Raw genomic sequence first — 25,395 nt, forward strand, 5'->3', positions numbered from 1 at the left:
CGAATCCGCAGCGGACGCGGATGGGCTGTGAGTCTGGTCGGTTATTGGCGGGCGACGGCTTGCTGCACACCACTGTCGAGCAACTGATCGATGACTTGATCGACGTTGACCCCGCGCCGCACCAATTCCTCGGACACCAGAATCGGTGCCGCCGCCTTGGACGCCTGCACGTCGTTGGCGGTCAGTTGCGGGCTGCTCAAGTCGGTGCGCGACAACTGCAGTTTGGCCACGTACAGCGGCAGGCCGGATTCCTTGGCGAGCAGGGCGGCGAACTCGTCGGGATTTTGCAGCGCCCATTGTCGCGCCTGCTCGTAGGCTTTGATCACCGTGTCGATGGTATGCGGATGCTCCTTGGCGTACTGCTCGGTGACGCTGACCACGCCGTAACTGTTGAACGCCGGGTTGCGGTACAGCAGACGCGAACCGGCCTGCACCTGACTGGCGGCCATGTGCGGATCGAGTCCGGCCCAGGCGTCCACATCACCTTTTTCCAGCGCGGTGCGGCCGTCCGGGTGTTGCAGGTGCACCAGTTCCACGTCGTCTTTCTTCAGCCCGGCCTGTTGCAGGCTGCGCAGGGTGAACAGGTAGGGATCGGTGCCTTTGGTGGCGGCGATTTTCTTGCCTTTGAGGTCGGCGACGCTCTGGTACGGCGAATCCTTGCGCACCACCAGCGCAGTCCATTCGGCGCGGCTGTAAACATAGACCGATTTGATCGGGCTGCCGTTGGCGCGGCTCAGCACTGCAGCAAGGCTGGCGCTGGAGGCGAAATCGACGCCGCCGCTGTTCAGATATTCCAGCGAACGGTTACTGCCCTGGCTGATCACCCAACTGACTTTGGTCTGCGGCAGGGCTTTTTCGAGGAAGCCGAAATGCTTGAGCACCAGGCTGACCGGTGAGTAGTAGGCGTAGTCCAGATGAACTTCGGCGGGTGCCGTTTCGGTGGCGTGAGCCAGCGGTTGCAGGCTTAGCGCCATGGCGCTGGCAACCAGCAGCGTTTTGAGGCGGAAAAAAGGTGAGAGGGATGTCATGGCGGCGCTCCGGCAAAGGCACTGTTTTTTATGTCCAAAAATATCTTTTAAATGGCTGCTTCCTGCATGAATGGAATATTGCAGGCTCTGTGCCATGTGTGTATCAGCCAATGTTTACGGGGTTTTCGCCGGGTTTGACGGCTTTCAACTGTTGTTGGGGCAACACGCTGGTATCGCATTGTTGCGCAGCGAACAGTGAGCATTCGGTGTGCTGAGCTTATGCATTAATCGAATTTAAAAAGCGCCAATCAAGAGCGTTATCGTCTATGCAAATCCCATTGCAGGACCCGCCATGAAGCTCTCCAAATTCTTGCGAATCACACTGATTGCTGGACTGTTCAGCGCACCGCTTTCCTACGCCGCAGAGTCGTTGGTCCTGCACGTCGGTGATCAGAACTACTACAACATCCGTGCCTCGGTCGAAGCCTCCGGCGTGTTGAAAGACGCGCCTTACAGCGTCGACTGGAAACATTTCCAGGCCGCTGCACCACTGGCCGAGGCGTTGCAGGCCGGCTCGCTGGATTTGGGCTTTCTCGGTGATTCGGGTTTTCTGTTTCTCGCCGCCAAACAGGCGCCGGTGAAGCTGATCGGGGTATCGCGGCAGAACCCGGACACCATCGCCTTGCTGGTGCCGAAGGATTCTCCGGTGAAAACCATTGCTGATCTGAAGGGTAAAAAAGTCGCCTACTGGCCTGGCGCGTGGAGCCAGCAGCTGACCTTGCGCGCCCTGGAGCAGGGCGGTCTGCCGGAAAACTACGTCGACTTCGTCAAGCTGATGCCGATTGACGCCGCGGCGGCATTGCCACAGGGCAGCATCGACGCTTTCCCGGTGTGGGAACCGTACATCTCCCAGCAAATCGTGTTCTCCGGTGCGCGGCCGATTCTCACGGCGAAAAACCTGATGCCGGGCCTCAGCGCGATTGCCGCGTCGGCGCCGTCGATCGACAGCAAGCGTGCGGCGATTGCCGATTTTCTTGGGCGTTTGAAACGGGCGCGGGCGTGGGTCGACAGCCACACCGATGAATATGCGGATCTGTGGGCGAAGAAGGCCAATCTCGATCAGCAGGTGTCGCGGCACTGGTTGCGTCAGGCGCACATGACTGTCGGGCCGGTGGATCAGCAGGCGGCGGTCGACCTGCAAGGCACCGCCGACTTCCTGTTCAAGGTCAAGGCCTTGCCGGCGCCGCTGGCCACTGCCGGGATCATCGACACCTCGTTTCAACAGGCATTGGCGGACTGAGCGAGCGCTGGAACCAAAGCCTGTGTACCCTATCCAACGCTGGCTCGAATAGCCGGGCGCAGGGATGGATCAGGGCGAGGGAGTTTTGCCGGACGACAACAGGACCGCAACGGTCAGGCGCAAGGCAAAACATGAAATACGCGTTCAATCTTCTCTGTGCAGCGGCCATCGCGTTCGGGCTGGCCGGCTGCATTGCCGCGCCGATCGAAATGACCGCGCAGACCGAAACCCGGCTCAAGGCCCAGGCGCCGGTACGGTTTCTGCTGACGTTCGATGACGGCCCCAGCGCTTCGAGCTTGTGGAACCCGTCGGCGACCGTGCTCGATAGCCTCAAGGTCAACCCGGTGCAACCGGACATCAAAGCGGTGTTCTTCGTCCAGACCCGCGCACCTCGCGCCGGTAACAGTGACATTGGTCGCGGCATCATGCGGCGCGAGCACGCCGAAGGGCACATCCTCGGATTCCATACCGCGACCCATTGGCACACCAATCATCGCTCGCTCGATCCGCAAGAACTGGAGCAGTCGTTGAGCAACGGCACGGCGGATATCGCCGCGATCACCGGAGCAGCACCGATCCTGCTGCGTCCGCCCTTCTGGAATTACGACAAGCGCACCTTCGCCGCCTATCAGCAACACGGTCTGCATGTGTTGCTGACCGATTTGAGCGCCAATGACGGCAAGATCTGGGGCTTCAACGCCAGCCCCCGACGTCGGGCGAATATGCTGCGCCAGCTATCGGAAGTCCGCGCGCGCATTGCCCGCGGTGAATTACCAACCGTGGACGGCGTCATTCCGGTGGTGGTGACCTTTCATGACCTCAACCGCTACACCGCGCGGCATACCGGTGAATACCTGCAAATCCTGCTCGACAGCGCCGCCGCCACGGGCGTGAAACTGGCGGACAAACCGTTCTACGATGATCACGCGGCGCTACAGAAAGCGGCGCTGGCGCGCACCGTTCAGCAGAGTTCGCAGCCGGTGCAGTTGCCGGGCATCTGGAACTGGATCTGGGATCACGACGCGCACTGAGACGGGGTCAAATATGTGAGCGGGTTGGCAATTGCCAGGGCGGCAGGTTGCTGATGGCTCATCTATGCTCAACGGGTCGACCGACTCAACGCCTGCGAGGCGTGTACCCATGTTAGCCATTGCCGACATCTGCCGGATTGTCGAGTCCGGCTTTCCGTCGCTTGAATGCGAATGCACACAAGTGGAGCAGGGACTGCTGCGGATCAAGGTTTATGAGCCTGACTCCGGGCGAGTCGAGTTGTTGCTCAATGGGGTTTCGCCGGAGCATCTGGTGACGATCCGCGATCTTTCCAACTTCATCGGCGAATTGCGCACGGAAATCAGCGCCGGGCGCCGGGCGTTTGCCGGTTGAAACCTCACAAGCGTCGTTGAAATGCCTGCACGATGCGCAAGGTCGCGTCGCTGGTGGGCAGATTCTGCACCGCGTCCAGCGGATGCCAGATGCATTCGATGATCTCGTTTTGCGGGCGCAACTGCTCAAGGTCGAGCACCGAAGCCTCGTAGACATGATGCTGGGTGCTGCCGCTGTGCAGTTCCATCAGATACAACATTTGCTCGGCATCCAGTGCGGTTTCCTCCTGCAGCTCGCGCGTCGCCGCCCCGGCTCTGGTTTCCCCAGGCTCGACCTTGCCGCCGGGCAATGTCCAGCGACAGCGGGGTTTGCGGACCAGGAGAACGTGTCGATCCTGCTCGCAGATGACGGTTGCGCGTACTTTCATCTGTTACCTGTTTGTTGCGTGTCACATAAATGAAATAAAACTGCAATATTCGAGCCGGGCCCGGATTCAAAGGTTCCGTCAAGGTTTGAGCGGGTGGCGAGGCGGAAAGTGCCAGACCTTTGGCACATGACTGTCGCGACACCCGGTCGGCACATCTGCGACAACAGGGTGTAAGGTAAAAAAGCTCAGCTGAAACCACCGTCAGCAAAAAGGAGGTACCCATGAGCATTCTTGTTCTGAACAAAATGCACATGAACGGCTACGACGTACTCAGCGTGAATAACGGCCCTTGGCGGGTTTGTACCCAAGGCGACCGGCTGGCATCGTTTGGTAGCAGAGAGGAAGCGCTGGCCTACGCCGCTGCGTTGCCGGGTTACAGACAACGCTCGGCGCGAGCGCGAAGTCACACTGCAAATTGAAGCAGATGTAACGAAAGAGCCCCGGTGATGACCGGGGCTTTTGTCGAGGGCAGGGGGATCAGTGAACCTTGATCCGGCTGATGGAGCGCGTCTTCACTTCCTTGGCATAGGACTGCAAGCGTTCTTCATCACTTTGCAGCACCTCACAAGACCTCAGAACCGCTTGGGCATCGGCTTCATTGCCGCTCTTGCGCAGCTGTTCGGCAATGCGCTTGAGGTCGACCGCCGACCATCTCAGATCCGATGCAACGGCTTGCAGGTCGCGTTGAAGTTCGTGTTCGTATTCATTGAGCCGCATGATCACCTCCGGAACATTCTCGGTAAAACAGAGTAGCCGCATTTTTCAGCGATGATGCGCAGCTCGTCTGCCACCGGGCTGGATGCATGTAAATATTTGTCCAATCCCCCTTGTGGGAGAGGCGTCGCGCTGGATGTACATCCGGTTACACGTTACATTCGCTTTTTTTCAAAACAGGGAAACACCATGCGGATATGGATCGGGAGTTTGGCGTTGGCATTGCTGGCGGGTTGCTCATTGCCAGCATCGCTGGTTCCGGGCGAGCCGAATCTCAGCAAGACCACCACCAAGGCGCCTAAAGACTATGCCGCGTGCTTGTTGCCGTTGTGGCAGCAGGACATTCCGAAGACCACGCAGACCGCGATTTCCAATGGTTACCGGATCACGGCACCGAGCATTGTTACCGCCGACGAGATTCTTGACATCATCAAGTACAAGGACGGCAGCCGGGTTTCCCTGTATCAGGGACCGCCATGGGCCAAGTCCGGGTCGTTGCGCAAATCGGTGCGTGACTGCCTGTAAAGCACAGCCTCAGCTGCAGAACCCGCCGCCAGAAAAGCAGAAACCGGAGCAATGGTTTCTGCTTTTTTGCTTTGTGAATTTGCGAAATGCGTTGTGACAGATCGGCACGAGGCGTTTTCCAGTGTGCGCTAGGCTTTTGAGTGCTGCCCGGTAACCAGTGGGGCATGCCTTTAAAGGAGCCACGGATCATGGATGATCTGGTCAAAGAAGTTATTCCGTTGTTGCAGTATCTGATTCCCGGATTTGTCTCGACCTGGATTTTCTACACGCTCACTTCATTCAAGCGACCTGATACGTTTGGGCAGATTGTGCAGGCGTTGATTTTTACGTTTGTGATTCATGGGGTGGTAACAAGTATTGGCGAGATCCTTTTGTGGGTGGGGATGAAGGGGGTTTCCGTAGGAATATGGGATGGCAAGGCGCAGACGTCTTGGGCATTCTTTTGTTCGCTGGTACTTGGATTGCTGTCCTGTTGTCTGGCGACCAATGACAAGCTACATGGTTGGTTGCGTAGCAGAAACGTAACGAAACAATCTTCTTACCCAAGCGAATGGTTCTGCGCATTCGCCCAACTTGATCGACTCATTACCCTGCATTTGCATGACGAAAGGCGCGTACTTGGTTGGCCGGCCGAGTGGCCGCCGGAATCAGCCAACGGTCAGTTCGTGATCCATAAGCCGCGTTGGCTGCATGAAGATGGCAATGTGGCGCCTTTTGGCGCCGAATATTTGTTGATAGATTCCGCGAAGGTTAAATGGGTTGAATTCAGCCCGGCATCAGAGGATTGATTATGAGCGCCCGAGCACCACAACCAATGCCAAAGAAATATGAACACCTGTTCTTTGGGCCAGACGGAAAACCGTTGGATAGTCCACTGTTGAAGGGGCCGAGTGCGCCTCCACCTTTAAAAAAGCACTGCTGCTGTTCACAGCGTATCCACCAACCAGTCCCTGAACGCTTTCAATGACGGTAACGCCTCATTGCGCGGCGGATACACCAGGTAATAGCTGCGCCGGCTGGTGATCGGCTCCCCCAATTGCAGCAGTTCGCCGTTGAGCAATTCATCCTCCACCAGAATCCGCGGCACCAGCCCGACGCCAATATTCGCCCGCACCGCCTGAATCAGGTGCGAGGTCATTTCAAAGCTCGGGCCGATGCGCATGCTGCGGTGTGGCAAACCATGATGGGTGAACCATTCCGCCCACGCCTGGGCATTGCTGCTGACATTGAGCAGCAACTGCCCGGCGATGTGCTGTTCGGCGTCGTCGCGTTCGGCCGTCGACAACTGCGCGCTGGCGATCACCACCAGTTCCTCAGTGTGCAGTGGCAGGGCGCTGAGGCCGGGCCATTCACCGCCGCCGACACAGATCGCGGCGTCGATTTCGCTGGTGTCGAAGTCGATTGCTTCAATGCGCGAATGCAAGTGCACGGTCATGCCCGGGTGCGCGGTGTAGAAGTCCTTGAGCCGTGGCAGCAGCCATTTCGAGCCGAAGGTCGGCAGCGTCGCCAGACGCAAACTGTGAATGCCCGAACCGAACGCCATGGCCTGCAACGTCGCGCTGCGGATCTGCCCGAGGGCTTCGGCCAGTTCGCGCTGATACATGCGCCCGACATCGGTCAAAACCACTTGTCGGCCTTCGCGGCTGAACAGGCGCATGCCGAGCATCTTTTCCAGAATCTGCACCTGACGGCTGACCGCGCTTTGCGTCAGCGACAGTTCGTGGGCGGCGCGGGTGTAGCTTTCATGGCGTGCAGCGGCCTCGAAGGCCAGCAATAACGACATGGAAGGGGTGAGGGTTCGCGGATTCATTCGTTTTAGTCATGGATTGCGGGTCGATTTTACGTTTGTCCCGATAGCACCAAGCAATGAACATAAGCACCATGAGATGGCGGGAGCGTGACGCAATCATTCATTGCGCACAACTGTTCACCGCCACACGGCCCGATATTGACCGAGATTTCCCGACCCATGATTGCCCAGCTGTCGCCCGCCACCGCATTGACCACTGATTACCAACAGTTCCTCAAAGCCCTGAAAGCCAGTGGCTTTCGTGGTGAGATCAGTGCCGATTACGCCAGCCGAGTAGTGCTCGCCACCGACAATTCGATCTATCAGCGCCTGCCGCAAGCGGCGGTGTTTCCGATGGATGCCGAGGATGTGATGCGGGTCGCTCGGCTGATCGCCGAACCGGCTTATCAGCAAGTGGTGATCACTCCGCGCGGCGGTGGCACGGGCACCAACGGTCAGTCGCTGACCGATGGCATCGTCGTCGACCTGTCGCGGCACATGAACCGCATCTTGGAAATCAACGTCGAGCAGCGCTGGGTACGGGTGCAGGCCGGGGTGGTCAAGGATCAGCTCAACGCCGCACTGAAATCCGCCGGGCTGTTTTTCGCCCCGGAGCTGTCGACCTCCAACCGCGCCACCGTCGGCGGCATGATCAACACCGACGCTAGCGGCCAGGGCAGTTGCACCTACGGCAAGACCCGCGACCACGTGCTGGAACTCGACATGATTCTGCGCGGCGGTGAACGCCTGCACGGTGCAGCGCTGGCGGAGGACGACCTGACAGCGTTGTGTGCCCGTGAAGACCGGGTCGGTGAAGTCTATCGCTGTGCGCGGCAGATCATTGATGAGCAGGGCGAGCTGATCAAGCAACGCTTCCCTGATCTCAACCGCTGCCTGACCGGCTACGACTTGGCGCACCTGCGTGAGGCCGACAATCGTTTCAACCTCAACAGCGTGCTGTGCGGCGCCGAAGGCTCGCTGGGGTTTGTGGTCGAGGCGAAGCTCAACGTTCTGCCGATCCCCAAACACACGATGCTGGTGAACATTCGCTACGCCGGCTTCATGGATGCGTTGCGCGATGCTCGGGCGCTGATGGCGCTCAAGCCGCTGTCGATTGAAACCGTGGATTCCAAGGTATTGCTGCTGGCGATGCAGGACATCGTCTGGCACGGCGTCGCCGAATATTTCCCGGAAAGCGCCGAGCGGCCGACACTCGGGATCAACCTGGTGGAGTTCTGCGGCGACGATCCTGAAGATCTGCAACGCCGGGTCGAAGCCTTCCTCGAACACTTGAGCAGCGACACCACCGTCGAACGCCTCGGCCATACCCTGGCGGTCGGCCAGGCGGCGTTGAACAAGGTCTATGGCATGCGCAAGCGTGCCGTCGGCCTGCTCGGCAACGTTGCCGGCGAAGCGCGGCCGCAGCCGTTTGTCGAAGACACCGCAGTGCCACCGCAGCACTTGGCCGAATACATCGCTGAACTGCGCGAACTGCTCGACAGCCACGGTTTGCAGTACGGCATGTTCGGCCATGTCGATGCCGGCGTGCTGCATGTGCGGCCGATTCTCGACATGAAGGATCCGCAGCAAGCGGCGTTGGTGCGTCCGGTGTCCGACGGTGTCGCGGCGCTGACCCAGCGCTACGGCGGCCTGTTGTGGGGTGAACACGGCAAAGGTCTGCGCTCGGAATACGCGCCGGCATTTTTCGGTGAGCTGTACCCGGCGTTGCAGGCACTCAAAGCCGCGTTCGACCCGTTCAATCAGTTCAACCCGGGCAAGATCGCCACGCCGGCCAACACGCACGCGCAGCTGTTGAAGATCGACGAAGTGACCCTGCGCGGCGAACTCGACCGGCAGATCGACGAAAAGGTCTGGCAAAGCTACGGCGCGGCCCTGCATTGCAACGGCAATGGCGCCTGCTACAACTTCGATCCCGACGACGCCATGTGCCCATCGTGGAAAGCCACCCGCGAGCGTGCGCAATCGCCCAAGGGCCGCGCATCGCTGATCCGCGAATGGCTGCGTTTGCAGGGCGAGGCAGGGGTGGATGTGCTGTCGGAGGCGATCCGTCGTCCGGCATTTTTCCGCAACCTGTGGACCCGTTGGCGCAACAGCCGTGGGCAGAGTGCAGACTTTTCCCATGAAGTGTATGACGCCATGGCCGGCTGCCTGGCGTGCAAATCCTGCGCGGGGCAGTGCCCGGTCAAGGTCAATGTGCCGGAATTCCGTTCGCGGTTTCTGGAGCTGTATCACAGCCGTTATCTGCGCCCGGCGCGGGATTATCTGATTGCTTCGCTGGAGTACAGCATTCCGTACATGGCGCGGATTCCGGCGCTGTACAACGGTTTGATGGGCGCTGCGTTCGTGCGCCAACAGTTGGAGCGCCTTGGTGGCATGGTCGATGTGCCGTTGCTCAGCCGCTTTGATTTTCACGCTGCGCTGCGTCGCTGGAAGGTGCAGCCAGCGACGGTCTCGACACTGTCGGCGCTGACCCCGGCCCAGCGCGAGCGCAGTGTGGTCTTGGTGCAGGATGCCTTCACTCGTTACTTCGAGGCGCCACTGCTGGCGGATCTGCTGGAGCTGATTTCGCGGCTGGGCTATCAGGTGTATCTGGCGCCGTTCAGTGCCAACGGCAAGCCGCTGCATGTGCAGGGCTTCCTGTCGGCGTTCAACCGTGCAGCATTGCGCAATGCACGACAACTGCGTGAGCTGGCCGACATCGGCGTGCCGTTGTTGGGGCTGGATCCGGCCATGACGCTGGTCTATCGCCAGGAATACCAGAAAGTGCCCGGCATGCTGGAATGCCCGGAAGTTGCACTGGTGCAGGAATGGTTGCTCAAGGTGATGCCGGAGCAGCCTGGTGCCGACGCGCCGCAGTCATTCCGGCTGCTGGCGCACTGCACCGAGAAAACCAACGCGCCAGCCGCCACTCGCCAGTGGGAGCAAGTGTTCGAACGGGCCGGGTTGAAACTGGCGACGCAGGCCACCGGTTGCTGCGGCATGTCCGGCACCTATGGCCATGAAGCGCGCAACCGTGAAACCTCGGCAGTGATCTACGAGCAATCCTGGGCGCGGCAGGTCGAGGCGCCGGCGGAGCAGGGCGAAGCACTGGCCACCGGTTATTCCTGCCGCAGTCAGGTCAAGCGCCAGTCGGATCGGGCGCTGCGCCATCCGTTGCAGGTGTTGCTTGAGGTGGTACGTCGCTGAGTGGTTCGTCGTCCGGGGCGTTGTCCCAGATCAGCCGTGGGTCGAAACTCATCGCCGAGAGCATGGTGAACACCACCACCATGCCGAAAAACAGGATGCCCGGGCGTGGTTCGATATCGCCCAGCGCCTGGAACTTCACCAGCGCCGCGACCAGTGCGACCACCAGCACGTCGAGCATCGACCAGTAGCCGATCAGCTCGACGAACCGGTACAACTTCGAACGCTCGCGGCGCGCCCAGTCGCTGTCGCGCTGCACGGTGATCAGCAGCAGCGACAGGGCAACGAACTTGATCCCCGGCACTGCGATGCTGGCGATGAAAATGATCAGCGCGATGTCCCACGCGCCACCTTCCCAGAACTCCAGCACGCCGCTCATGATCGTGCTGTCGGCGCCGTTGCCGAGCATCACCGTGTTCATCACCGGCAGCAGATTGGCCGGCACGTAAAATGCCAGCGCGGCAAACAGATAGGCCCAGGTGCGCGTCAGGGAATTGGTCTTGCGCCGATGCAGCGGTGCATCGCAGCGCGGGCACTCATGCGGTTCATCGGTCATGTCGCAAGCCAGCCCGCAGCTGTGGCACAGGCACAGATTCAATTCGCTGGCGGTCGCCGGTCGCTTCATAGAATGTCCCACAGATCACGAATGTCGCGGCCGGCAATGCGGATCATCATCAGGCTCAGCACCGCCAGGGCGAACAAACCGATGCCCGGCAGCACATCCAGCAGTCCGGCGAGTTTGAACACCGCCACCATTGCCCCCAGCAGACACACTTCGAGCATGCTCCACGGGCGCAGGGTTTCCAGCCAGCGCATGCACAGCTTGAATCCCGGTGCCCGCCGTGAAGACAGTGCGTAACTCAACACCCAGATCAACAGCACCAGTTGAAAGGCCGGGGCGATGATGATCGAAATCGCCGCGACCATCGCCATGAAGGTGATCGGCCCCTGACTCAACGCCAGCACCGAATCCCACAGCGTCGCGCTGTTCTTCAGGCCCTTCATGCTGATGCTCATCACCGGGTAGAAGTTGGCGAACAGCCACAGCATGGCGGCGGTGAACGTCAAGGCCAGCCGCTGTTCCACGGTCAAGCCGTTATAACGCTGCAGCACGCCGCCACAACGCACGCAGAGGGTTTTCTGGTGTTTGCCGAGCACGACTTTTTCATACACGCAATCGCAATGCTCGCAGATGATCAGGTGTTCGGTTGAGGTCATGGGCAACGCTCGACAGCTGGCGCAAAGGGCGGGGGGCGCCTGATCACTATAGAAGCCTGACGTGATTGGGCAAATGTCGATTGGCTTGGGAATCGACTTTTTATGTTATAGAGTAACGCGAATTTTTGCTGAGGTTCGCCGTTGCGACCCCTGATTCATTGACTCGATGGCGAAATGTCCATGACGATTACCTGTGCTCGTTCCAACCCGCCGCCGACCGGTCGCTTGCTGTCCATTGATGCCTTGAGAGGTCTGGTGATCCTGTTCATGTTGCTGGATCACGTGCGCGAGACGTTCCTGTTGCACCGTCAGGTGTCCGATCCGATGGACATCGCCAACACCGAGCCGGCGTTGTTTTTCAGTCGCACCCTGGCGCATCTGTGCGCACCGGTGTTCGTGTTGCTGACCGGGCTGTCTGCGTGGTTGTTCGGCGAGAAGTACGCGGGCAAGGCCGATGTCAGCGCCTTCCTGTTCAAGCGGGGGCTGTTTCTGGTGCTGCTGGAATTCACCTTGGTGAACTTCGCGTGGACGTTTCAGTTGCCGCCGAGCGTGATCTATCTGCAGGTGATCTGGGCGATTGGCCTGAGCATGATCGCGCTGTCGCTGCTGGTCTGGTTGCCGCGCTGGCTGTTGCTGACGCTGAGCCTGGCGATCATTGCCGGGCATAACCTGCTCGACGGTGTGCATTTCGCGCCGGAGTCGGCACTGCATGTGCCATGGGCGATTCTGCATGACCGGGGCTGGATCGAGGTCGGTGACAGTCTGCGCTTGCGCACTTCGTACCCGCTGTTGCCGTGGATCGGCGTGATCGGTCTGGGTTATGCACTGGGCCCGTGGTTCGCCCGCGGGGCTGATGCCTGGAGCCGTCAGCAGGCTCTGTTGCTGGGCGGTATCGCCGGTCTGCTGGGCTTCGTCGGGCTGCGGCTGATCAACGCTTATGGCGAAAAGCCTTGGGCGGTTGAAGACACGACCGTGCAAACGCTGATGGCGTTTTTCAACATCACCAAGTACCCGCCATCGCTGCTGTTCATCACCCTGACGGTGAGCATCGGGTTGCTGTTATTGCGGGTGTTCGAACGGCGGCAGACGCGCCGCTGGATTCACTGGCTGACGGTCTTCGGTTCGGCGCCGATGTTCTTCTATCTGCTGCACCTGTACGTGCTGAAGGTGCTTTACCTGATGGCGCTGGCGCTGTTCGGGCTGAATCAGGGCAGCCATTTCGGATTCGACTCGGTGCCGGCAATCTGGCTGGTGTCGGTGCTGTTGGCGGTGGCACTGTACCCCGCGGTGCGTTGGTTTTCCGCGTTGAAGTCGCGGCGCCGCGACATCGCCTGGCTGAAATATCTGTAAGCCCTGGGGTCATTGCGCTCGCGCAATCAACGCACGACGTAAAACCCTGTAGGAGCTGTCGAGTGAAACGAGGCTGCGATCTTTTGATCTTGATCTGGAAAATCAAAATCAAGAGATCGCAGCGTGTCGCAGCTCCTACAGGGGGCGGTGTTATTTACGATCCAGCCACACCGTCTGCGCGTTGCAGAACTCGCGCACGCCGAAGTGCGACAACTCGCGACCGAAACCGCTTTTCTTCACGCCACCGAAGGTCACGCGCGGGTCACTGGCCGAATAGCCGTTGATGAACACGCCGCCAGTGTCCAGTTCGCTGGTCAGTTGCTGGGCCAGCGCGACATTGGCGGTGTAGATCGTCGCGGTCAGGCCGAAGTCGCTGTCGTTGGCCAGGGCGATGGCGTGGGCGCAATCGCGGGCGGTGATGATCGACGCGACCGGGCCGAACAGTTCCTGTTTGAACGAGGTCATGCGGTCGGTGACATCCGCCAGCACGGTTGGCTCGTAGTAGTTGCCCGCGCCTTCGGTCTTGCCGCCGCCGAGCAACAGGGTGGCGCCTTCTTCGAGGGTGTCGCGTACTTGCTGGTCGAGTTCGTCACGCAGGTCGAAACGTGCCATCGGGCCGATATAGGTGTCAGCGGACAACGGGTCGCCGACCTTCAACTTGCGGGTGGCCTCAACGAATTTGCGGGTGAATTCCTCGACCACGCCTTCTTCGATGATCAGGCGCTTGGCGGCGGCGCAGACCTGGCCGGAGTTCTGGTAGCGGCCAATCACGGCGGCCTGCACGGCTTCGTCCAGATCAGCGTCATTGAGCACGATGAACGGATCGGAACCGCCCAGTTCCAGCACGCATTTCTTCAGCGCGGCACCGGCCTGAGCACCGATGGCCATACCGGCGCGCACGCTGCCAGTCAGGGTGACAGCGGCGATGCGCGGGTCGGCGATGGCGCTGGAAACGTCTTCCGGGGTGACGTTGATCACTTCAAACACGCCATCGGCGAAACCGGCGCGCTTGAACGCGTCGCGCAGCAGGTAGGCGCTGCCCATCACGTTCGGCGCATGCTTGAGCACGTAGGTGTTGCCGGCGATAAGCGCCGGAACGGCACCGCGCAGCACTTGCCAGATCGGGAAGTTCCACGGCATCACCGCGAGGATCGGGCCGAGTGGTCGGTACTCGATACGCGCCTTGCCGCCTTCAACCTGAGTCGGTTCGGCGTCGAGCATGGCCGGACCGTTTTCCGCGTACCACTCACAAAGCTTGGCGCATTTCTCGATTTCGCCACGGGCCTGGGCGATCGGCTTGCCCATTTCCAGGGTGATCATGGTCGCCATGGCTTCGGCGCTGTCGCGCAGGGCGCCGGCCAGCGCAGTCAGGGCGCGGGAGCGATCCTGCAGCGGCTTGCGTTTCCATTTCGAGAAACCGAATGCGGCGCGGGTCAGCGCAGCGTCGAGGGCCTCAGCGGATTCAAAGGCGTAGTGACCGATCTGTTCGCCGGTGGCGGGGTTGATCGAGATGGCGTGGGTCTGGCTGGAAATCTGGCTCATGGCTGGCTCCTGCGAGTTCAGTGGATGGGCCTAGAGTAGGGTGGCGTTTGTTTTCTGGAAACTGAATAATAAAGATCGATTCTTTCACGATTGGAGAATGACTGTGGATCTGGTGCAGCTGGAAATCTTCAAGGCCGTTGCCGAGCACGGCAGCATCAGTGCGGCGGCGGCGCAGATACATCGCGTGCCGTCGAACCTGACCACGCGGATCAAACAGCTGGAGCAGGACCTGGGCGTCGACCTGTTCATTCGCGAGAAAAGCCGTCTGCGCCTGTCGCCGGCTGGCTGGAGTTTCCTCGAATACGCCCGGCGCATTCTCGATCTGGTGCAGGAGGCGCGGGCCACGGTCGCTGGTGAAGAGCCGCAGGGCGCATTTCCCCTCGGTTCGCTGGAAAGTACCGCCGCCGTGCGCATCCCCGAACTGCTCGCGGCGTACAACCAGTTGCATCCCAAGGTCGATCTGGACCTGTCCACCGGCCCGTCCGGAACGATGATCGATGGCGTGCTGGCCGGGCGCTTGGCGGCGGCGTTCGTCGATGGCCCGGTGCTGCACCCGGCGCTGGAAGGCGTGCCGGCGTTCGAAGAAGAAATGGTCATCATCGCACCGCTCAATCACGCCCCGGTGCAGCGTGCGGCGGACGTGAATGGCGAAAACATTTACGCGTTCCGCTCCAACTGTTCCTATCGTCACCACTTCGAAAAATGGTTCAGCACCGACGCCGCTGTGCCGGGCAAGATTTTCGAGATGGAGTCGTATCACGGCATGCTCGCCTGCGTCAGCGCCGGGGCCGGGCTGGCGCTGATGCCGCGCAAAATGCTGCAGAGCATGCCCGGCAGCGCGACGGTCAGTGTCTGGCCGCTGGCGGCGGATTTTCGCTACTTGACCACGTGGCTGGTGTGGCGCCGGGGTACGGTGTCGCGCAGTTTGAGCATGTTTGTGCGCTTGCTGGAAGAGCGCGGCGTGGTGCGTGCAGAAGAGTAATTGACACGTTGTGTCATGGCTGTATCTTGATCGGCGTTTCGCAATATAAAAAACTATACAGCGTAGCCATGAGGAACAAGCAAATGAGTGCAGCCCTGAGCGGTAAAGAAGCAGTCGGTGAGCGGTTTGTGCTGGAAACCATGCGTCACGCGCAGAATCTGACCTGGCAGGCCGTCGATGCCATCGCCCAGGTGATCAAGCCCGGCATGCGCGAATCCGAAGCCCAGGAGCAGGGCAAGCAGATCCTCGCCGGACTGGGCATGGACCGCATCTGGCATCCGCTGCTGATCCGCTTTGGCGCCAACACCCTGAAGACTTTCAAGCAACGCTCCGATGGCGATCCGGTGCTGGGTGAAAACGACATTTTCTTCATCGACATGGGCGTGGTCTGGCAGGGGCACGAAGGCGATGCCGGGGCGACGTTCACCACCGGTTCCGATCCGGAAATGATGGCTTGCGCGGCGGCGGCCAAGGAGTTGTTTGACCGGGTCGAAGCGTTCTGGCGCCAGGGCGTGTCCGGGGTCGAGTTGTACCGCTACGCCACCGATCAGGCCAACACCATGGGTTGGGTACTGCACCTCGATATCAAGGGCCACCGCGTCAGCGACTTCCCTCACGCGATTTACAAAGGTGGCAATCTCGGTGATTTCGACCAGGCGCCGAATGCCGGGGTGTGGATTCTGGAAATCCAGATTGCCCACCCGCAGCGACCGTTCGGCGCGTTTTATGAAGATCTGTTGATCTGATTGTCATGGCGTACCGTTTCTGCCGTACAGGCGAAAGCCTTCGCGTTGGCTCAAACGCTCGTAATACGCGCTGACGGCGGGATAGTCCGGATGCGCCAGTGGTGTTTCGAACCAGCGGTTGACCGAGAGCCCGATAGGAATATCAGCGAGGGAAAACTGTTCGCCACTGACATAGGCGCCAGTCTTTTGTAATTGCTGATCGAGGCCAATCCTCACGCTCGAACGGGATCTGCAGTTCGGCGCAGGTCCACAGCACTTTGCGCACGTTGATCGATGAGGCCTTGCCCAGTATTCGCAACATGGGATTCCCTGTGTTGTGGCTGACTGTCCAGCCACAGGAAATACCACACCACAACGCAGAAGGCCCGCGCATGGCGGGCCTTCTTTTGTCATGCGGACATCGTCACAGACTGCCCACCAGTTTGCCGCCCATCATCCGCCGACGATAGGCGCTGTCACGATTGGCCAGCCAGAAGTACAGCGGCGAGGTCACCAGCAGCCCCACCAGCCACGACAGATCCGCGCCGTTGATATGCGCCGACACCGGGCCGACGTACAGCGGGGTGTTCATGAACGGGATCTGCACCGCAATGCCGATTGCGTAGGCCAGCAGCGCCTGCGGGTTGTAGCGTCCGTAGATGCCGCCGTCGACCTGGAAGATCGACTGGATGTCGTACTGGCCCTTGTGAATGGCGTAGAAGTCGATCAGGTTGATCGCGGTCCACGGCACCAGCACCACCAGCAGCACCAGCACCATGTCGACGAAGTGGCCGATGAAGTCCTTCGAGGCGCCGACGGCGGCGAAGCAGCAGGCCAGCAGCACGATGATCGAGATCACCGCACGGCTCTTGGCGGTCGGAATCCAGCGGTAGGCGAAAGTCTGCACCAGGGTAATCAGCGACAGCACCGCGCCGTACAGATTGAGGGCGTTGTGGCTGATCACGCTGAGCAGGAACAGCACCAGCATCAGCGGCCCGATCGAGCCGGTGGCAAGTTTGACCGCATCCATGGTGTCCATGCCCACGGGCGTTGCCAGCACGGCAACGGCACCGAAGATGAACGCCAGGCTTGAGCCCAGCGCCGAACCCAGATAGGTGGTCCAGAATGTCGACGAGACTTTCACGTCCGCCGGCAAGTAACGCGAGTAGTCGGACACGTACGGGGCAAACGCGATCTGCCACAGCGCGGCGAGCGACACGGTGGCGAGCCAGCCGGAGAGGTTGAAGCTGCCGCGGGTGAGGAAGTCATCGGTTTGAATATGGGTGAAGATGTAGCCGAAGCCGACGACGATGCCGATCCCCAGCACCCAGGTGCCGATGCGGTTGAGCACGTGGATGAAGCGGTAGCCGATGATGCCGATGATCCCCGAACCGAGGGCGCCGATGACGATGCCGACCGGCACCGGCACGCTGTCGACCACGCCGTGCAACGACTTGCCGGCCAGTACGATGTTGGAGGCGAAGAAGCCGATGTACATGACGCCGGCAATCAGCACCACCAGCAGCGCGCCGAGCGAGCCGAACTGCGCGCGGCTCTGGATCATCTGCGGAATGCCCATCTGCGGGCCTTGCGCCGAGTGCAGTGCCATCAGCACGCCGCCGACCAGGTGACCGACCAGAATCGCGACGATGCCCCAGACCAGATTCAAGTGGAACAACTGCACGCCCAGCGCGCCGGTGACGATGGGCAACGGCGCGATGTTGCCTCCGAACCACAGTGTGAACAGATCCCTGACCTTTCCGTGGCGATCTTCGGGGGGCACGTATCCTATCGTGTGTTTTTCAATGAGCGGCGCGGACGTTGTTGCAGAGGTGGACATGACGAACTCCAAGGCAAGGATGAGTACGTGGACGTACTTCGGTAAGCGCCGACACGGACGGCGCATTTCTTGTTGAAGCGATCATGTGCAAAGGCCCGGGATAGATAAATTAGTAAGTTTGTTGCTTCAGACCTTAAAAAATATATGCCGCGGGTTTGGGGGCTGTCCGGTATGTTCAACCGTGATCAACAACAAAAACTTTCAGAGGCGAACCCTTTCCTGTGGCGAGGGAGCTTGCTCCCGCCGGGCTGCGAAGCGGCCCCAAAAACGGCGCCATACCCCTGATATTGTGAGTGCTGCGCACTCAAGCCGGAGCAAGCTCCCTCACCACAAAAGCGTCGCCTTACTTGCAGAGGTTTTCCATGGCCGCCTACAACCTGCGCCAGCTCAAATACTTCGTCACTACCGCCGACTGCGGCAGCGTCGCCGAAGCCTCGCGCAAGCTCTATATCGCCCAGCCGTCGGTTTCCACGGCGATCAAGCATCTGGAAGAAAGCTTCGGCGTGCAGCTGTTCATCCGCCATCACGCCCAAGGCGTGTCGCTGACGCCCAGTGGTTCGCGTTTCTATCGCAAGGCGCTGGAATTGCTGCGAGTGGCGCATGAGTTCGAGCAGAACGCGCTGGCGGACAACGATGTGGTCTCCGGGCAGATCGATATCGGCTGTTTCGAAACCGTCGCGCCGTTGTACCTGCCGCGCCTGATCGCCGGGTTCAAGCAGCGCTGGCCGGGGGTGGAAATCCGTATTCGCGATGGCGAACAGCAGGAACTGGTACAGGCGCTGACCGCCGGCAGCATCGATATGGCGATGCTCTTTGAGCACGACCTCGACAGCACCATCGAAACCACCTCGCTGATGCCCCCGCAGCAGCCTTACGCCTTGCTGCCGGCCGACCACCGCTTTGCGCAACAGGTGAAAGTCTCGCTGCACGATCTGGTGCTGGAACCGATGATCCTGCTCGACGTGGTGCCGAGCCGTACCTATTTCGTGAGCATCTTCGAAGAGCGCGGACTGACCCCGCACATCGTTTTCAGCTCACCGTCGATCGAGATGGTGCGCGGCATGGTCGGGCGCGGTTTCGGCTTTTCGATTCTGGTGACCCGGCCGTTCGGCGAGTACACCTACGACGGACAGAAAGTGGTGTGTGTGCCGCTGGCGGAAACTGTAACCGGCTCGGGCCTGTCGGCGGCCTGGCTGCGCCGGGTGCAACTGACCAAACCGGTGCAGTTGTTCGTCGATCACTGTCGGGAGGAATTGGCTCGACTGTACGCCTGAACGTACGTCGAGCCGTGTTTCAAGCGCGGATAAAAGCCAGCATCCGTTGCAGCATCGCATCACAGGCATCGAGTTGCGCGCGACTGACAAACTCGTCCGGTTTGTGCCCCTGATCCATGCTGCCGGGACCACAGACCACGGTGGGAATGCCCGCCGCATCGAACAGCCCGCCCTCGGTGCCGAACGCCACGGTGCCGAATTCCCGTGAACCGCAGAACGCGGCGATCAGCTCCGCCGCCTGACTCTGCGCATCGGTGGCCAGGCCGGGATAAGCCGACAGTTCGCTGAAACGAATCGCGCTGTGTTCGCTGACCGCCCGCATGCGTGGCAGCACTTGCTGCTCGGCGTAGGCCTGCAACTGCTGCGCGACCTGGGCCGGATCCTGTGAGGGCAGGGCGCGGATTTCGAAGTCGAAACGGCAATCGGCGGGGACGATGTTCAAGGCCTTGCCGCCGCTGATCACTCCAGTCTGCACCGTGCTGTAGGGCGGATCGAAACGGCTGTCGTGCTGCTCGGGCGCCTTCAGCTGTTGGCCGATGCGCCCCAGTTCGCCGATCAGCTCGGCGGCGTACTCGATGGCGTTGACCCCCAGCGGCGCATAGGCCGAATGGCACGGATGCCCGTGTACGTCGCAGCGCATTGCCAGTTTGCCTTTGTGGCCGAGCACCGGTTTCAGTTCGGTGGGTTCACCGATGATGCACAGCAAAGGTTTGGCTGGATGTTGTTCCAGCTCGGCGAGCAACGAGCGCACGCCGAGGCAACCGACTTCTTCGTCGTAAGACAGGGCAATGTGCACCGGCATGCGCAATGTTGCTCGAACCAGCGCCGGCACCAAGGCCAGCACGCAGGCGATGTAGCCCTTCATGTCGGCGGTGCCACGGCCGAACAGCTTGCCGTCACGCTCGCTGAGTTCGAAAGGCGCTACGGTCCACGGCTGGCCGTCGACCGGCACCACATCAGTGTGCCCGGAGAGCACGATGCCCGGTTGCCCGGCGGGGCCAATCGTGGCGAACAGATTGGCCTTGCTGCGCTCGGCGTTGTAGATCAGCTCGCACGGTACGTCGAAGCCAGCGAGGTAGTCGCGCACGAACTCGATCAATTGCAGGTTGGATTCTCGGCTGGTGGTGTCGAACCCCACCAGCGTCTTGAGCAACGCGGCGCTGTTGCTCATCGATCATCTCCGGCAACGCCATAGCCCGGTGCCTTGGCCGGGTCGAGCGCGCGATCGATGTAGTCCTGCAGCTGCGGCTGATAGGCGTCCCAGAGTGTTTGCAACTCGCCGATCGGATTTTCGTCGGCCCAGTCGACCCGTAGATTGACGATCGGCCAGGTCTGTTCGCCGACCACCACCACCGCTGCTGAATGCACCGGCCCGGCTTCGCCACCGAGGGCCTGGGCGGCGTGCAGGGCCTTGAGCAAACGGTCGGCCAATTGGCCTTCGCCGTCTTCAAAGGCGCTGACCATTGCTTCGATCACCGCGCGCCCGGCGAGCATGTTGCCGGCGGCCACGCATTGTTCGCCGCAGACGGCGTTGTGCACGCCGAGGGTTTGCGCACCGCTGAAATGCGCGGTCTGGCCGAGGTGGTTGATCGCGGTGATCTGTCGGTACTGGCTATAACCGTTGCGGGTCAGCACCTGGTCCAGCGCCGCATCGGGCGCGTGACCTTGTTCCATCAGCGCGAGGACTTCCGGGCCGAGGGACGGCAGGGTGATGTTCTGGCTCGACACCGCGCCAACCCCCGGCAGCAGCCACGGGCAACGCGCACCGACGGCGATGCTGGAGGAACTGATGGCGACACCGAACTGGCCGGTTTCGGGGCAACGGGCTGCGATTGAAAAGGTCATGGTCTAACTCCTTTCGAGGAATTTGTTGTCCTTGCGGGCCTCTTCGCTGGCAAGCCAGCTCCCACAGTTATTGGGTTGGTCACAAAATCTGTAAGCACCTCAAACCTGTGGGAGCTGGCTTGCCAGCGATGGCCGCGACGCGGTGCGTCTGATTACTCGGGAATCACCGCCACCACATCAATCTCCATCAGCCACTGCGGCTGCCCGAGTGCCGACACCACCAGCCCGGTGGAAATCGGGAACACGCCTTTGAGCCACTTGCCGACTTCCTGGTACACCGGCTCGCGGTAGCGCGGGTCGATCAGGTAAGTCGTGGTCTTGACGATGTGGCTCATGTCGCTGCCGGCTTCTTCCAGCAGTTGCTTGACGTTGCGCATTGCCTGTTCGGCCTGCGCGCGCGGATCACCGAGGCCCACCAGATTGCCGTCGAAATCAGTGCCGACCTGACCCCGGACATACACGGTGTTGCCGGCACGCACGGCCTGGCAAAGGTCGTTGTCCAGGGTCTGGTTTGGGTAAGTGTCCTTGGTGTTGAACATACGGATGCGGGTGTGAGTTGGCTTGCTCATGTACAGCTCCAGACTAGGTATTCAGCGGCGCAGACGCACCGCCGCGAAAGTAGGCAATCAAGCGTCGACGGTGTCGGCGGCTTTCGTGTTGGCGGTCGAATGCAGGGCGGCTTCACGCTGCTCGGCATCTTTGTAATCAAGGTATTTGCGCTGGGTGGCGATGTGGTCGGCCACGTGTTTGGCGTCATGCCAGACGCCCCAGATAAACGACGAACCGCGTCGCGACTGCCATGGCAAGCCGAGGAAATACACCCCCGGCTCGCTGGACACGCCGCGCTGGTGCTGCGGTTTGCCCTTGTCATCAAATGCCGCGACTTGCAGCCAGGAATAATCCACGGCGAAGCCGGTGGCCCAGATGATCGAGGTGATCCCGGCTTCGGCCAGATTCAGATCGAGCAGCGGATTTTTCACGCACTCCGGATCTGGATAGGTCTCTCGCGCTTCAGGTTCTTGCGGCAGGTCGAGGCCGTTGCGCTCGATGTAGGCATCGGCGGCATCCAGCAAGGCGAGGTAGTTTTCATCGCCACGTTTGAGGTTGTCGACCAGGTCCTGCTTGAAGGTCACCACGCCGTTATTGAACGACTCGGTCACGCCGACCAGGGTCATGCCGCGATGGGCCAGACCCCGGAAATCGATGGTGCGTCCGCCATGCGCGCCGCTGACCGCAATGGTCACGTGCTCACGGCCGGGTTTCATCGCCGCCTGATCCCACTCGCCGAGTACCCCCAGCCACCAGCAGAAATCACGGTTGCGATAGGCACGCGGTGGACGGTCGTGAGCGCCGACCGAAAGGTAAACCTGTTTGCCGGAACGCTGCAGCTCATCAGCGATCTGTACGCCGGACGAACCGGCACCCACCACCAGCACCGCGCCTGCAGGCAATTGCTGCGGGTTGCGATAGTCAGCGGAGTGGATCTGCAGCAGGCGCGGGTCGTGCGGTGCAATCGGCGGGATCACCGGGCGCTGGAAAGGACCGGTCGCCGCGACCACCCGGCTGGCCTCGATCACGCCCTCGGAGGTCTCGACGGTGAAGCCCGGACGCCCGACATTGCGCACCACGCTTTTGACCTCGACGCCGGTGCGGATCGGCGCGTTGAATTTCTTCGCGTAGGCTTCGAAGTAGTCCGCCACACGCTCCTTGGGGGCGAAACCATCGGGGTCGACATCATCAAATTCCAGCCCCGGAAAGCGGTCGTGCCACGCCGGACCGTTGGCCACCAACGAGTCCCAGCGCCCGCTGCGCCAGCGTTCGGCAATGCGGCTGCGCTCCAGCACCAGGTGCGGTACACCGAGTTTGCTCAGGTGCTCGCTCATCGCCACCCCCGCCTGTCCGGCGCCCACGACAAGCGTGTCTGTTTTTATTGTTTCAGTGCTCATTTGTACATCCTTCCTGGCAAGGCAAGTGGATTCGGATCGCTTCAGGCTTGTCCGTTTTGCTTGCGGTCAGACTAGGCAGGAGGGGGGTATCGGTAAAATATTATTAAGCTGGGATGTGAATACAAATTGCTGAAGCAGAACGGACCAACCCAGTTAAAACGGGCCTTTGCGGGCAGGGGGTGAACTGTCCCGGGCAGGAAAACCCGGGACACAGAAGAGAAATTTCTATTTCAGGACTGACGCCGACCTCATGCAATCAGCTCAGGTGACTGGGCGCAATGCCCAGCAGCCCGGTCAGCGTATTCATGATTGCCTGCTGCCGCGCGCGATTGGCCTGGTGCTCGGCTTCGGCGGCGGCGACATCGGCGGCGCAGTGCGGACAGATCACCTCGTGCGGATAGATGTACTGCAAGCAACTGCGGAACAGGCTCAGTTGCGGGGCGATCCGGCCTTGCTCCGGCGATTGCTGGCCCTGATTGATCCAAACCAGTTTGATCACCTGACCGCTGTCACTGACGCTGCTGACTTTTTCGCCGGTGTCGATGCGTTCGGTGATCAGATCGAAACGGCCGACCGCAAATGATTTCTGCGCCGCGTCCTCGACCTTGACGATGCGCTCGCGCAGCCCGCGCTTGTGCAACTCCAGCGTACGGTAATGGCAATAGGGGTTGTTGCCGGGTTTGCCGAGCAGCGAATGCGAAGTCCAGGTGCAGCCGCCGCGACAGACGTCGTTGTAGTAACAGCCACGGCAGTAACCCCACATGTCATCCACTGAGCGCAAGCGACCGAAATGCATGCCTTCGCTGTAATGCCAGATGTCGTGCAGGCTCATGCTGCGCACATTGCCGCCGGAGAAACCCACGGTGGCCAGTGACGGGCAGCCCTTGACCGTGCCGTCGGCCTCCAGCGCCAGAACGGTCTGGCCGGCGGCGCAACCGGTCCAGTGCACGCGCTCGTCGCCGAAGCCGCGCCACAGGTGTTCATACGGGCCGTAATAGCCGATGTTGTTGCCGACATTCATCAGCAAGCCACGGTCGACACCTTCGCGATACAGCCGCGCAAGCAGCGGCATCACTTCGAGCAATTGATAGGGTTGCAGCAGCAACTCCGGATGATCCACCGCGTTGCCCATGGCGACGGTGATCTGGATCTGCCAATGGGTGGCGCCGAGTTCGATGATGGTGTCCATCAGCGCTGGCAAGTCGGGCAGAGTCGCGGCGCCGATCTGGGTGTTGACGCTCACCGCCAGCCCCGCGGCTTTGGCCCGGCGCAGGGTGTCCACGGCCTTGTCGAACGAGCCGGGAACGTTGCGCACCGCATCGTGCAACGGCGCAAGGCCATCGAGGGAAATGCCCACGCCGTCGAGCCCGGCATCCACCGCCGCCTGCATCTTCGCCGGGGTCAGGTTGCGCCCGCCGGTCTGGATTGCGCAGTACATGCCGTGGTCGTGAATGGCCTTGATCAGTTGTGTCCAGTCCTTGCGCAGGTAGGCTTCACCGCCGATCAGGGTGATTTCGCGAGTGCCGAGCGCGGCCAGCGAGTCGATGACGTCCAGGCATTCGCGGGTGTTGAGTTCGTCAGGCCGGCGATGCCCTGCGCGGGAGCCGCAATGCAGGCATTTCAAGTCGCAGGCCAGGGTGATCTCCCAGACCACATGCACCGGCACGTAGCGTTTGAGATCGGTGTCGCTGAGATAACGGGCAGGGCGCACGTCTGACATGGGAAATCCTTGCGCACCATCCTGTGCGCGCTACGAAGGCATTGACCGCCGTTGAACAAGCCCCGGGCGCGATCCTGTGCAATCGCGCCCGGGGCCGGCCGGTTAGCGTGTTTCCAGACGCGTGATTTCCGCTTTCAGATGCTCAAGCGCACTGCGCAAGGCGCCCTCATGCGCCACTTGTTGCTCGGCCTGTTGCACCACGGATCTGAGCTGCGCCAGATCGCCGCCGGCCTGCGCCTGCTGCACGGCCACGGCGTACAGGGGTTGCGGATGCGGCGTGGGGTGCGGTTGCTCGCTGGGTGCCGGATGCACCGCAACGTGCTTAACCTCCTGCCACTGGCCCTTTTCTTCATAGCGATAATCGACAAAACCGCTGGCCCAGTCGCCGCCCAGGATGCCTCTGAGGTGGAAGGTCTGGGCGATCTGGCTGAGCGGGCCGCTCGGACCGCCGTCAAGGGTCAGGATGATGTGGTTCTCGACGTTTGCAGTCAGTTTGGTTTCGGAAAAACTGCCCCAGACCTGAGTCCGGAAATTGACCGTCGGCCAGGTGGCCTGGAACACGCTGGCAATCCCGCTGACCCGTTTATGCGCGGTGTCGACCAGCAGATCAAGGGTCAGAACCGGTGCGCCAAGCAGTGAGTTGCTGATGTAGAGACGAGTGTGAAAAAGTCCAATCGACATGGTGCTACTCCCTGAAGTGAAT

General features: G+C 60.9%; 25 protein-coding genes and 1 pseudogene. 11 read left to right on the forward strand and 15 right to left on the reverse strand.

What is annotated here, in order from left to right; all coding sequences use genetic code 11:
• Window positions 1–41 precede the first annotated feature (41 nt).
• Window positions 42–1,028 (reverse strand): aliphatic sulfonate ABC transporter substrate-binding protein, encoded by a 987-nt coding sequence (locus B1722_RS00555; protein WP_086790883.1) that lies wholly within the window; start codon window positions 1,026–1,028, stop codon window positions 42–44.
• A 292-nt stretch (window positions 1,029–1,320) separates the two neighbouring features.
• On the opposite strand from B1722_RS00555, the gene B1722_RS00560 reads away from it, so the two are divergent.
• From B1722_RS00560 to B1722_RS00570, 3 genes are all read left to right on the forward strand, one after another.
• The gene (locus tag B1722_RS00560; RefSeq protein ID WP_086790884.1) at window positions 1,321–2,268 is read left to right on the forward strand and encodes an ABC transporter substrate-binding protein; all 948 of its coding nucleotides are present in this window, start codon (window positions 1,321–1,323) and stop codon (window positions 2,266–2,268) included.
• Between the two features lie 131 nt (window positions 2,269–2,399).
• On the forward strand, window positions 2,400–3,299 hold the full coding sequence (locus tag B1722_RS00565; RefSeq protein ID WP_086790885.1) for a polysaccharide deacetylase family protein: 900 nt from the start codon (window positions 2,400–2,402) through the stop codon (window positions 3,297–3,299).
• A 109-nt stretch (window positions 3,300–3,408) separates the two neighbouring features.
• Window positions 3,409–3,651, forward strand: coding sequence for a DUF1652 domain-containing protein (locus B1722_RS00570; RefSeq protein WP_041062828.1), 243 nt, complete (start codon window positions 3,409–3,411; stop codon window positions 3,649–3,651).
• A gap of 4 nt (window positions 3,652–3,655) precedes the next feature.
• Here the strand turns inward: B1722_RS00570 and B1722_RS00575 are convergent, their stop codons facing one another.
• Window positions 3,656–4,018: an NUDIX hydrolase gene (locus tag B1722_RS00575; protein ID WP_041062825.1), complete on the reverse strand. Its 363-nt coding sequence runs from the start codon at window positions 4,016–4,018 to the stop codon at window positions 3,656–3,658.
• A 221-nt stretch (window positions 4,019–4,239) separates the two neighbouring features.
• Between B1722_RS00575 and B1722_RS00580 the strand changes: the two genes are divergently transcribed.
• Window positions 4,240–4,437 carry a DUF2188 domain-containing protein gene (locus tag B1722_RS00580; protein ID WP_086790886.1) on the forward strand — a complete coding sequence of 66 codons (198 nt, stop codon included), beginning with the start codon at window positions 4,240–4,242 and terminating at the stop codon, window positions 4,435–4,437.
• A 58-nt stretch (window positions 4,438–4,495) separates the two neighbouring features.
• Here B1722_RS00580 and B1722_RS00585 read toward each other — a convergent pair whose 3' ends face one another.
• Entirely contained in the window at window positions 4,496–4,735 is a 240-nt protein-coding gene (locus tag B1722_RS00585) for a hypothetical protein (protein WP_041062819.1), read from the reverse strand.
• A gap of 186 nt (window positions 4,736–4,921) precedes the next feature.
• On the opposite strand from B1722_RS00585, the gene B1722_RS00590 reads away from it, so the two are divergent.
• Window positions 4,922–5,257 (forward strand): hypothetical protein, encoded by a 336-nt coding sequence (locus tag B1722_RS00590; RefSeq protein WP_041062809.1) that lies wholly within the window; start codon window positions 4,922–4,924, stop codon window positions 5,255–5,257.
• A gap of 188 nt (window positions 5,258–5,445) precedes the next feature.
• The gene (locus B1722_RS00595) at window positions 5,446–6,045 is read left to right on the forward strand and encodes a DUF6338 family protein (RefSeq protein ID WP_086790887.1); all 600 of its coding nucleotides are present in this window, start codon (window positions 5,446–5,448) and stop codon (window positions 6,043–6,045) included.
• 137 nt (window positions 6,046–6,182) lie between these two features.
• Here B1722_RS00595 and B1722_RS00600 read toward each other — a convergent pair whose 3' ends face one another.
• A complete protein-coding gene (locus B1722_RS00600; protein WP_041062806.1) occupies window positions 6,183–7,067 on the reverse strand; it encodes a LysR substrate-binding domain-containing protein in 885 nt (294 codons plus the stop codon).
• A 159-nt stretch (window positions 7,068–7,226) separates the two neighbouring features.
• Here B1722_RS00600 and B1722_RS00605 point away from each other — a divergent pair, with 159 nt between their 5' ends.
• Window positions 7,227–10,253: an FAD-binding and (Fe-S)-binding domain-containing protein gene (locus tag B1722_RS00605; protein ID WP_086790888.1), complete on the forward strand. Its 3,027-nt coding sequence runs from the start codon at window positions 7,227–7,229 to the stop codon at window positions 10,251–10,253.
• Here the strand turns inward: B1722_RS00605 and B1722_RS00610 are convergent.
• Together B1722_RS00610 and B1722_RS00615 are read right to left on the reverse strand one after the other, a co-directional pair.
• Entirely contained in the window at window positions 10,186–10,875 is a 690-nt protein-coding gene (locus tag B1722_RS00610) for a paraquat-inducible protein A (protein ID WP_041062803.1), read from the reverse strand. The two genes, B1722_RS00605 and B1722_RS00610, sit on opposite strands and share 68 nt — an antisense overlap.
• On the reverse strand, window positions 10,872–11,468 hold the full coding sequence (locus tag B1722_RS00615; RefSeq protein ID WP_041062800.1) for a paraquat-inducible protein A: 597 nt from the start codon (window positions 11,466–11,468) through the stop codon (window positions 10,872–10,874). The genes B1722_RS00610 and B1722_RS00615 overlap by 4 nt, the downstream gene beginning before the upstream one ends.
• A 180-nt stretch (window positions 11,469–11,648) precedes the next feature.
• Between B1722_RS00615 and B1722_RS00620 the strand changes: the two genes are divergently transcribed.
• Window positions 11,649–12,818, forward strand: coding sequence for a DUF1624 domain-containing protein (locus B1722_RS00620; protein WP_086790889.1), 1,170 nt, complete (start codon window positions 11,649–11,651; stop codon window positions 12,816–12,818).
• Between the two features lie 150 nt (window positions 12,819–12,968).
• On the opposite strand, the gene B1722_RS00625 is transcribed toward B1722_RS00620, so the two are convergent.
• Window positions 12,969–14,360: an aldehyde dehydrogenase family protein gene (locus B1722_RS00625; protein WP_086790890.1), complete on the reverse strand. Its 1,392-nt coding sequence runs from the start codon at window positions 14,358–14,360 to the stop codon at window positions 12,969–12,971.
• A gap of 103 nt (window positions 14,361–14,463) precedes the next feature.
• Here B1722_RS00625 and B1722_RS00630 point away from each other — a divergent pair, with 103 nt between their 5' ends.
• Together B1722_RS00630 and B1722_RS00635 are read left to right on the forward strand one after the other, a co-directional pair.
• Window positions 14,464–15,342 (forward strand): LysR family transcriptional regulator, encoded by an 879-nt coding sequence (locus tag B1722_RS00630; RefSeq protein ID WP_041063049.1) that lies wholly within the window; start codon window positions 14,464–14,466, stop codon window positions 15,340–15,342.
• Window positions 15,343–15,425: 83 nt separating this feature from the next.
• A complete protein-coding gene (locus B1722_RS00635) occupies window positions 15,426–16,088 on the forward strand; it encodes a M24 family metallopeptidase (protein ID WP_086790891.1) in 663 nt (220 codons plus the stop codon).
• 3 nt (window positions 16,089–16,091) lie between these two features.
• Here the strand turns inward: B1722_RS00635 and B1722_RS00640 are convergent.
• Both B1722_RS00640 and B1722_RS00645 read right to left on the reverse strand, forming a co-directional pair.
• Window positions 16,092–16,389 (reverse strand): annotated as a pseudogene (locus B1722_RS00640) (glutathione binding-like protein).
• A gap of 102 nt (window positions 16,390–16,491) precedes the next feature.
• Window positions 16,492–17,907 (reverse strand): cytosine permease, encoded by a 1,416-nt coding sequence (locus B1722_RS00645; protein ID WP_086790892.1) that lies wholly within the window; start codon window positions 17,905–17,907, stop codon window positions 16,492–16,494.
• A 362-nt stretch (window positions 17,908–18,269) separates the two neighbouring features.
• On the opposite strand from B1722_RS00645, the gene B1722_RS00650 reads away from it, so the two are divergent.
• Window positions 18,270–19,181 (forward strand): LysR substrate-binding domain-containing protein, encoded by a 912-nt coding sequence (locus B1722_RS00650; protein ID WP_041062784.1) that lies wholly within the window; start codon window positions 18,270–18,272, stop codon window positions 19,179–19,181.
• A 19-nt stretch (window positions 19,182–19,200) separates the two neighbouring features.
• On the opposite strand, the gene argE is transcribed toward B1722_RS00650, so the two are convergent.
• From argE to B1722_RS00680, 6 genes are all read right to left on the reverse strand, one after another.
• Window positions 19,201–20,352, reverse strand: a complete 1,152-nt coding sequence (argE, locus tag B1722_RS00655; protein WP_086790893.1) for an acetylornithine deacetylase — start codon at window positions 20,350–20,352, stop codon at window positions 19,201–19,203.
• Window positions 20,349–21,026, reverse strand: a complete 678-nt coding sequence (locus B1722_RS00660) for a DUF1028 domain-containing protein (RefSeq protein ID WP_086790894.1) — start codon at window positions 21,024–21,026, stop codon at window positions 20,349–20,351. The genes argE and B1722_RS00660 overlap by 4 nt, the downstream gene beginning before the upstream one ends.
• 152 nt (window positions 21,027–21,178) lie before the next feature.
• Window positions 21,179–21,595, reverse strand: coding sequence for a RidA family protein (locus B1722_RS00665; protein WP_003225869.1), 417 nt, complete (start codon window positions 21,593–21,595; stop codon window positions 21,179–21,181).
• A 57-nt stretch (window positions 21,596–21,652) separates the two neighbouring features.
• Window positions 21,653–22,972: an NAD(P)/FAD-dependent oxidoreductase gene (locus tag B1722_RS00670; RefSeq protein ID WP_086790895.1), complete on the reverse strand. Its 1,320-nt coding sequence runs from the start codon at window positions 22,970–22,972 to the stop codon at window positions 21,653–21,655.
• A 256-nt stretch (window positions 22,973–23,228) separates the two neighbouring features.
• The gene (locus B1722_RS00675; protein ID WP_086790896.1) at window positions 23,229–24,692 is read right to left on the reverse strand and encodes a GDL motif peptide-associated radical SAM/SPASM maturase; all 1,464 of its coding nucleotides are present in this window, start codon (window positions 24,690–24,692) and stop codon (window positions 23,229–23,231) included.
• A 102-nt stretch (window positions 24,693–24,794) separates the two neighbouring features.
• Entirely contained in the window at window positions 24,795–25,373 is a 579-nt protein-coding gene (locus B1722_RS00680; protein ID WP_086790897.1) for a DUF1842 domain-containing protein, read from the reverse strand.
• Between the last annotated feature and the right edge of the window lie 22 nt (window positions 25,374–25,395).

The organism is Pseudomonas sp. SCPG-7, from assembly GCF_002156405.1.
Classification (GTDB): Bacteria; Pseudomonadota; Gammaproteobacteria; order Pseudomonadales; family Pseudomonadaceae; genus Aquipseudomonas; species Aquipseudomonas parakoreensis.

Coding starts and splice junctions, on each gene's coding strand:
- B1722_RS00620 (WP_086790889.1), top strand. CDS start 11,649: ATGACGATTACCTGTGCTCGTTCCAACCCGCCGCCGACCGGTCGCTTG.
- B1722_RS00610 (WP_041062803.1), bottom strand. CDS start 10,875: ATGAAGCGACCGGCGACCGCCAGCGAATTGAATCTGTGCCTGTGCCAC.
- B1722_RS00605 (WP_086790888.1), top strand. CDS start 7,227: ATGATTGCCCAGCTGTCGCCCGCCACCGCATTGACCACTGATTACCAA.
- B1722_RS00615 (WP_041062800.1), bottom strand. CDS start 11,468: ATGACCTCAACCGAACACCTGATCATCTGCGAGCATTGCGATTGCGTG.
- B1722_RS00570 (WP_041062828.1), top strand. CDS start 3,409: ATGTTAGCCATTGCCGACATCTGCCGGATTGTCGAGTCCGGCTTTCCG.
- B1722_RS00595 (WP_086790887.1), top strand. CDS start 5,446: ATGGATGATCTGGTCAAAGAAGTTATTCCGTTGTTGCAGTATCTGATT.
- B1722_RS00590 (WP_041062809.1), top strand. CDS start 4,922: ATGCGGATATGGATCGGGAGTTTGGCGTTGGCATTGCTGGCGGGTTGC.
- B1722_RS00635 (WP_086790891.1), top strand. CDS start 15,426: ATGAGTGCAGCCCTGAGCGGTAAAGAAGCAGTCGGTGAGCGGTTTGTG.
- B1722_RS00665 (WP_003225869.1), bottom strand. CDS start 21,595: ATGAGCAAGCCAACTCACACCCGCATCCGTATGTTCAACACCAAGGAC.
- B1722_RS00585 (WP_041062819.1), bottom strand. CDS start 4,735: ATGCGGCTCAATGAATACGAACACGAACTTCAACGCGACCTGCAAGCC.
- B1722_RS00555 (WP_086790883.1), bottom strand. CDS start 1,028: ATGACATCCCTCTCACCTTTTTTCCGCCTCAAAACGCTGCTGGTTGCC.
- B1722_RS00680 (WP_086790897.1), bottom strand. CDS start 25,373: ATGTCGATTGGACTTTTTCACACTCGTCTCTACATCAGCAACTCACTG.
- B1722_RS00560 (WP_086790884.1), top strand. CDS start 1,321: ATGAAGCTCTCCAAATTCTTGCGAATCACACTGATTGCTGGACTGTTC.
- B1722_RS00670 (WP_086790895.1), bottom strand. CDS start 22,972: ATGAGCACTGAAACAATAAAAACAGACACGCTTGTCGTGGGCGCCGGA.
- B1722_RS00580 (WP_086790886.1), top strand. CDS start 4,240: ATGAGCATTCTTGTTCTGAACAAAATGCACATGAACGGCTACGACGTA.
- B1722_RS00600 (WP_041062806.1), bottom strand. CDS start 7,067: ATGAATCCGCGAACCCTCACCCCTTCCATGTCGTTATTGCTGGCCTTC.
- B1722_RS00675 (WP_086790896.1), bottom strand. CDS start 24,692: ATGTCAGACGTGCGCCCTGCCCGTTATCTCAGCGACACCGATCTCAAA.
- B1722_RS00645 (WP_086790892.1), bottom strand. CDS start 17,907: ATGTCCACCTCTGCAACAACGTCCGCGCCGCTCATTGAAAAACACACG.
- B1722_RS00575 (WP_041062825.1), bottom strand. CDS start 4,018: ATGAAAGTACGCGCAACCGTCATCTGCGAGCAGGATCGACACGTTCTC.
- B1722_RS00565 (WP_086790885.1), top strand. CDS start 2,400: ATGAAATACGCGTTCAATCTTCTCTGTGCAGCGGCCATCGCGTTCGGG.
- B1722_RS00625 (WP_086790890.1), bottom strand. CDS start 14,360: ATGAGCCAGATTTCCAGCCAGACCCACGCCATCTCGATCAACCCCGCC.
- B1722_RS00650 (WP_041062784.1), top strand. CDS start 18,270: ATGGCCGCCTACAACCTGCGCCAGCTCAAATACTTCGTCACTACCGCC.
- argE (WP_086790893.1), bottom strand. CDS start 20,352: ATGAGCAACAGCGCCGCGTTGCTCAAGACGCTGGTGGGGTTCGACACC.
- B1722_RS00660 (WP_086790894.1), bottom strand. CDS start 21,026: ATGACCTTTTCAATCGCAGCCCGTTGCCCCGAAACCGGCCAGTTCGGT.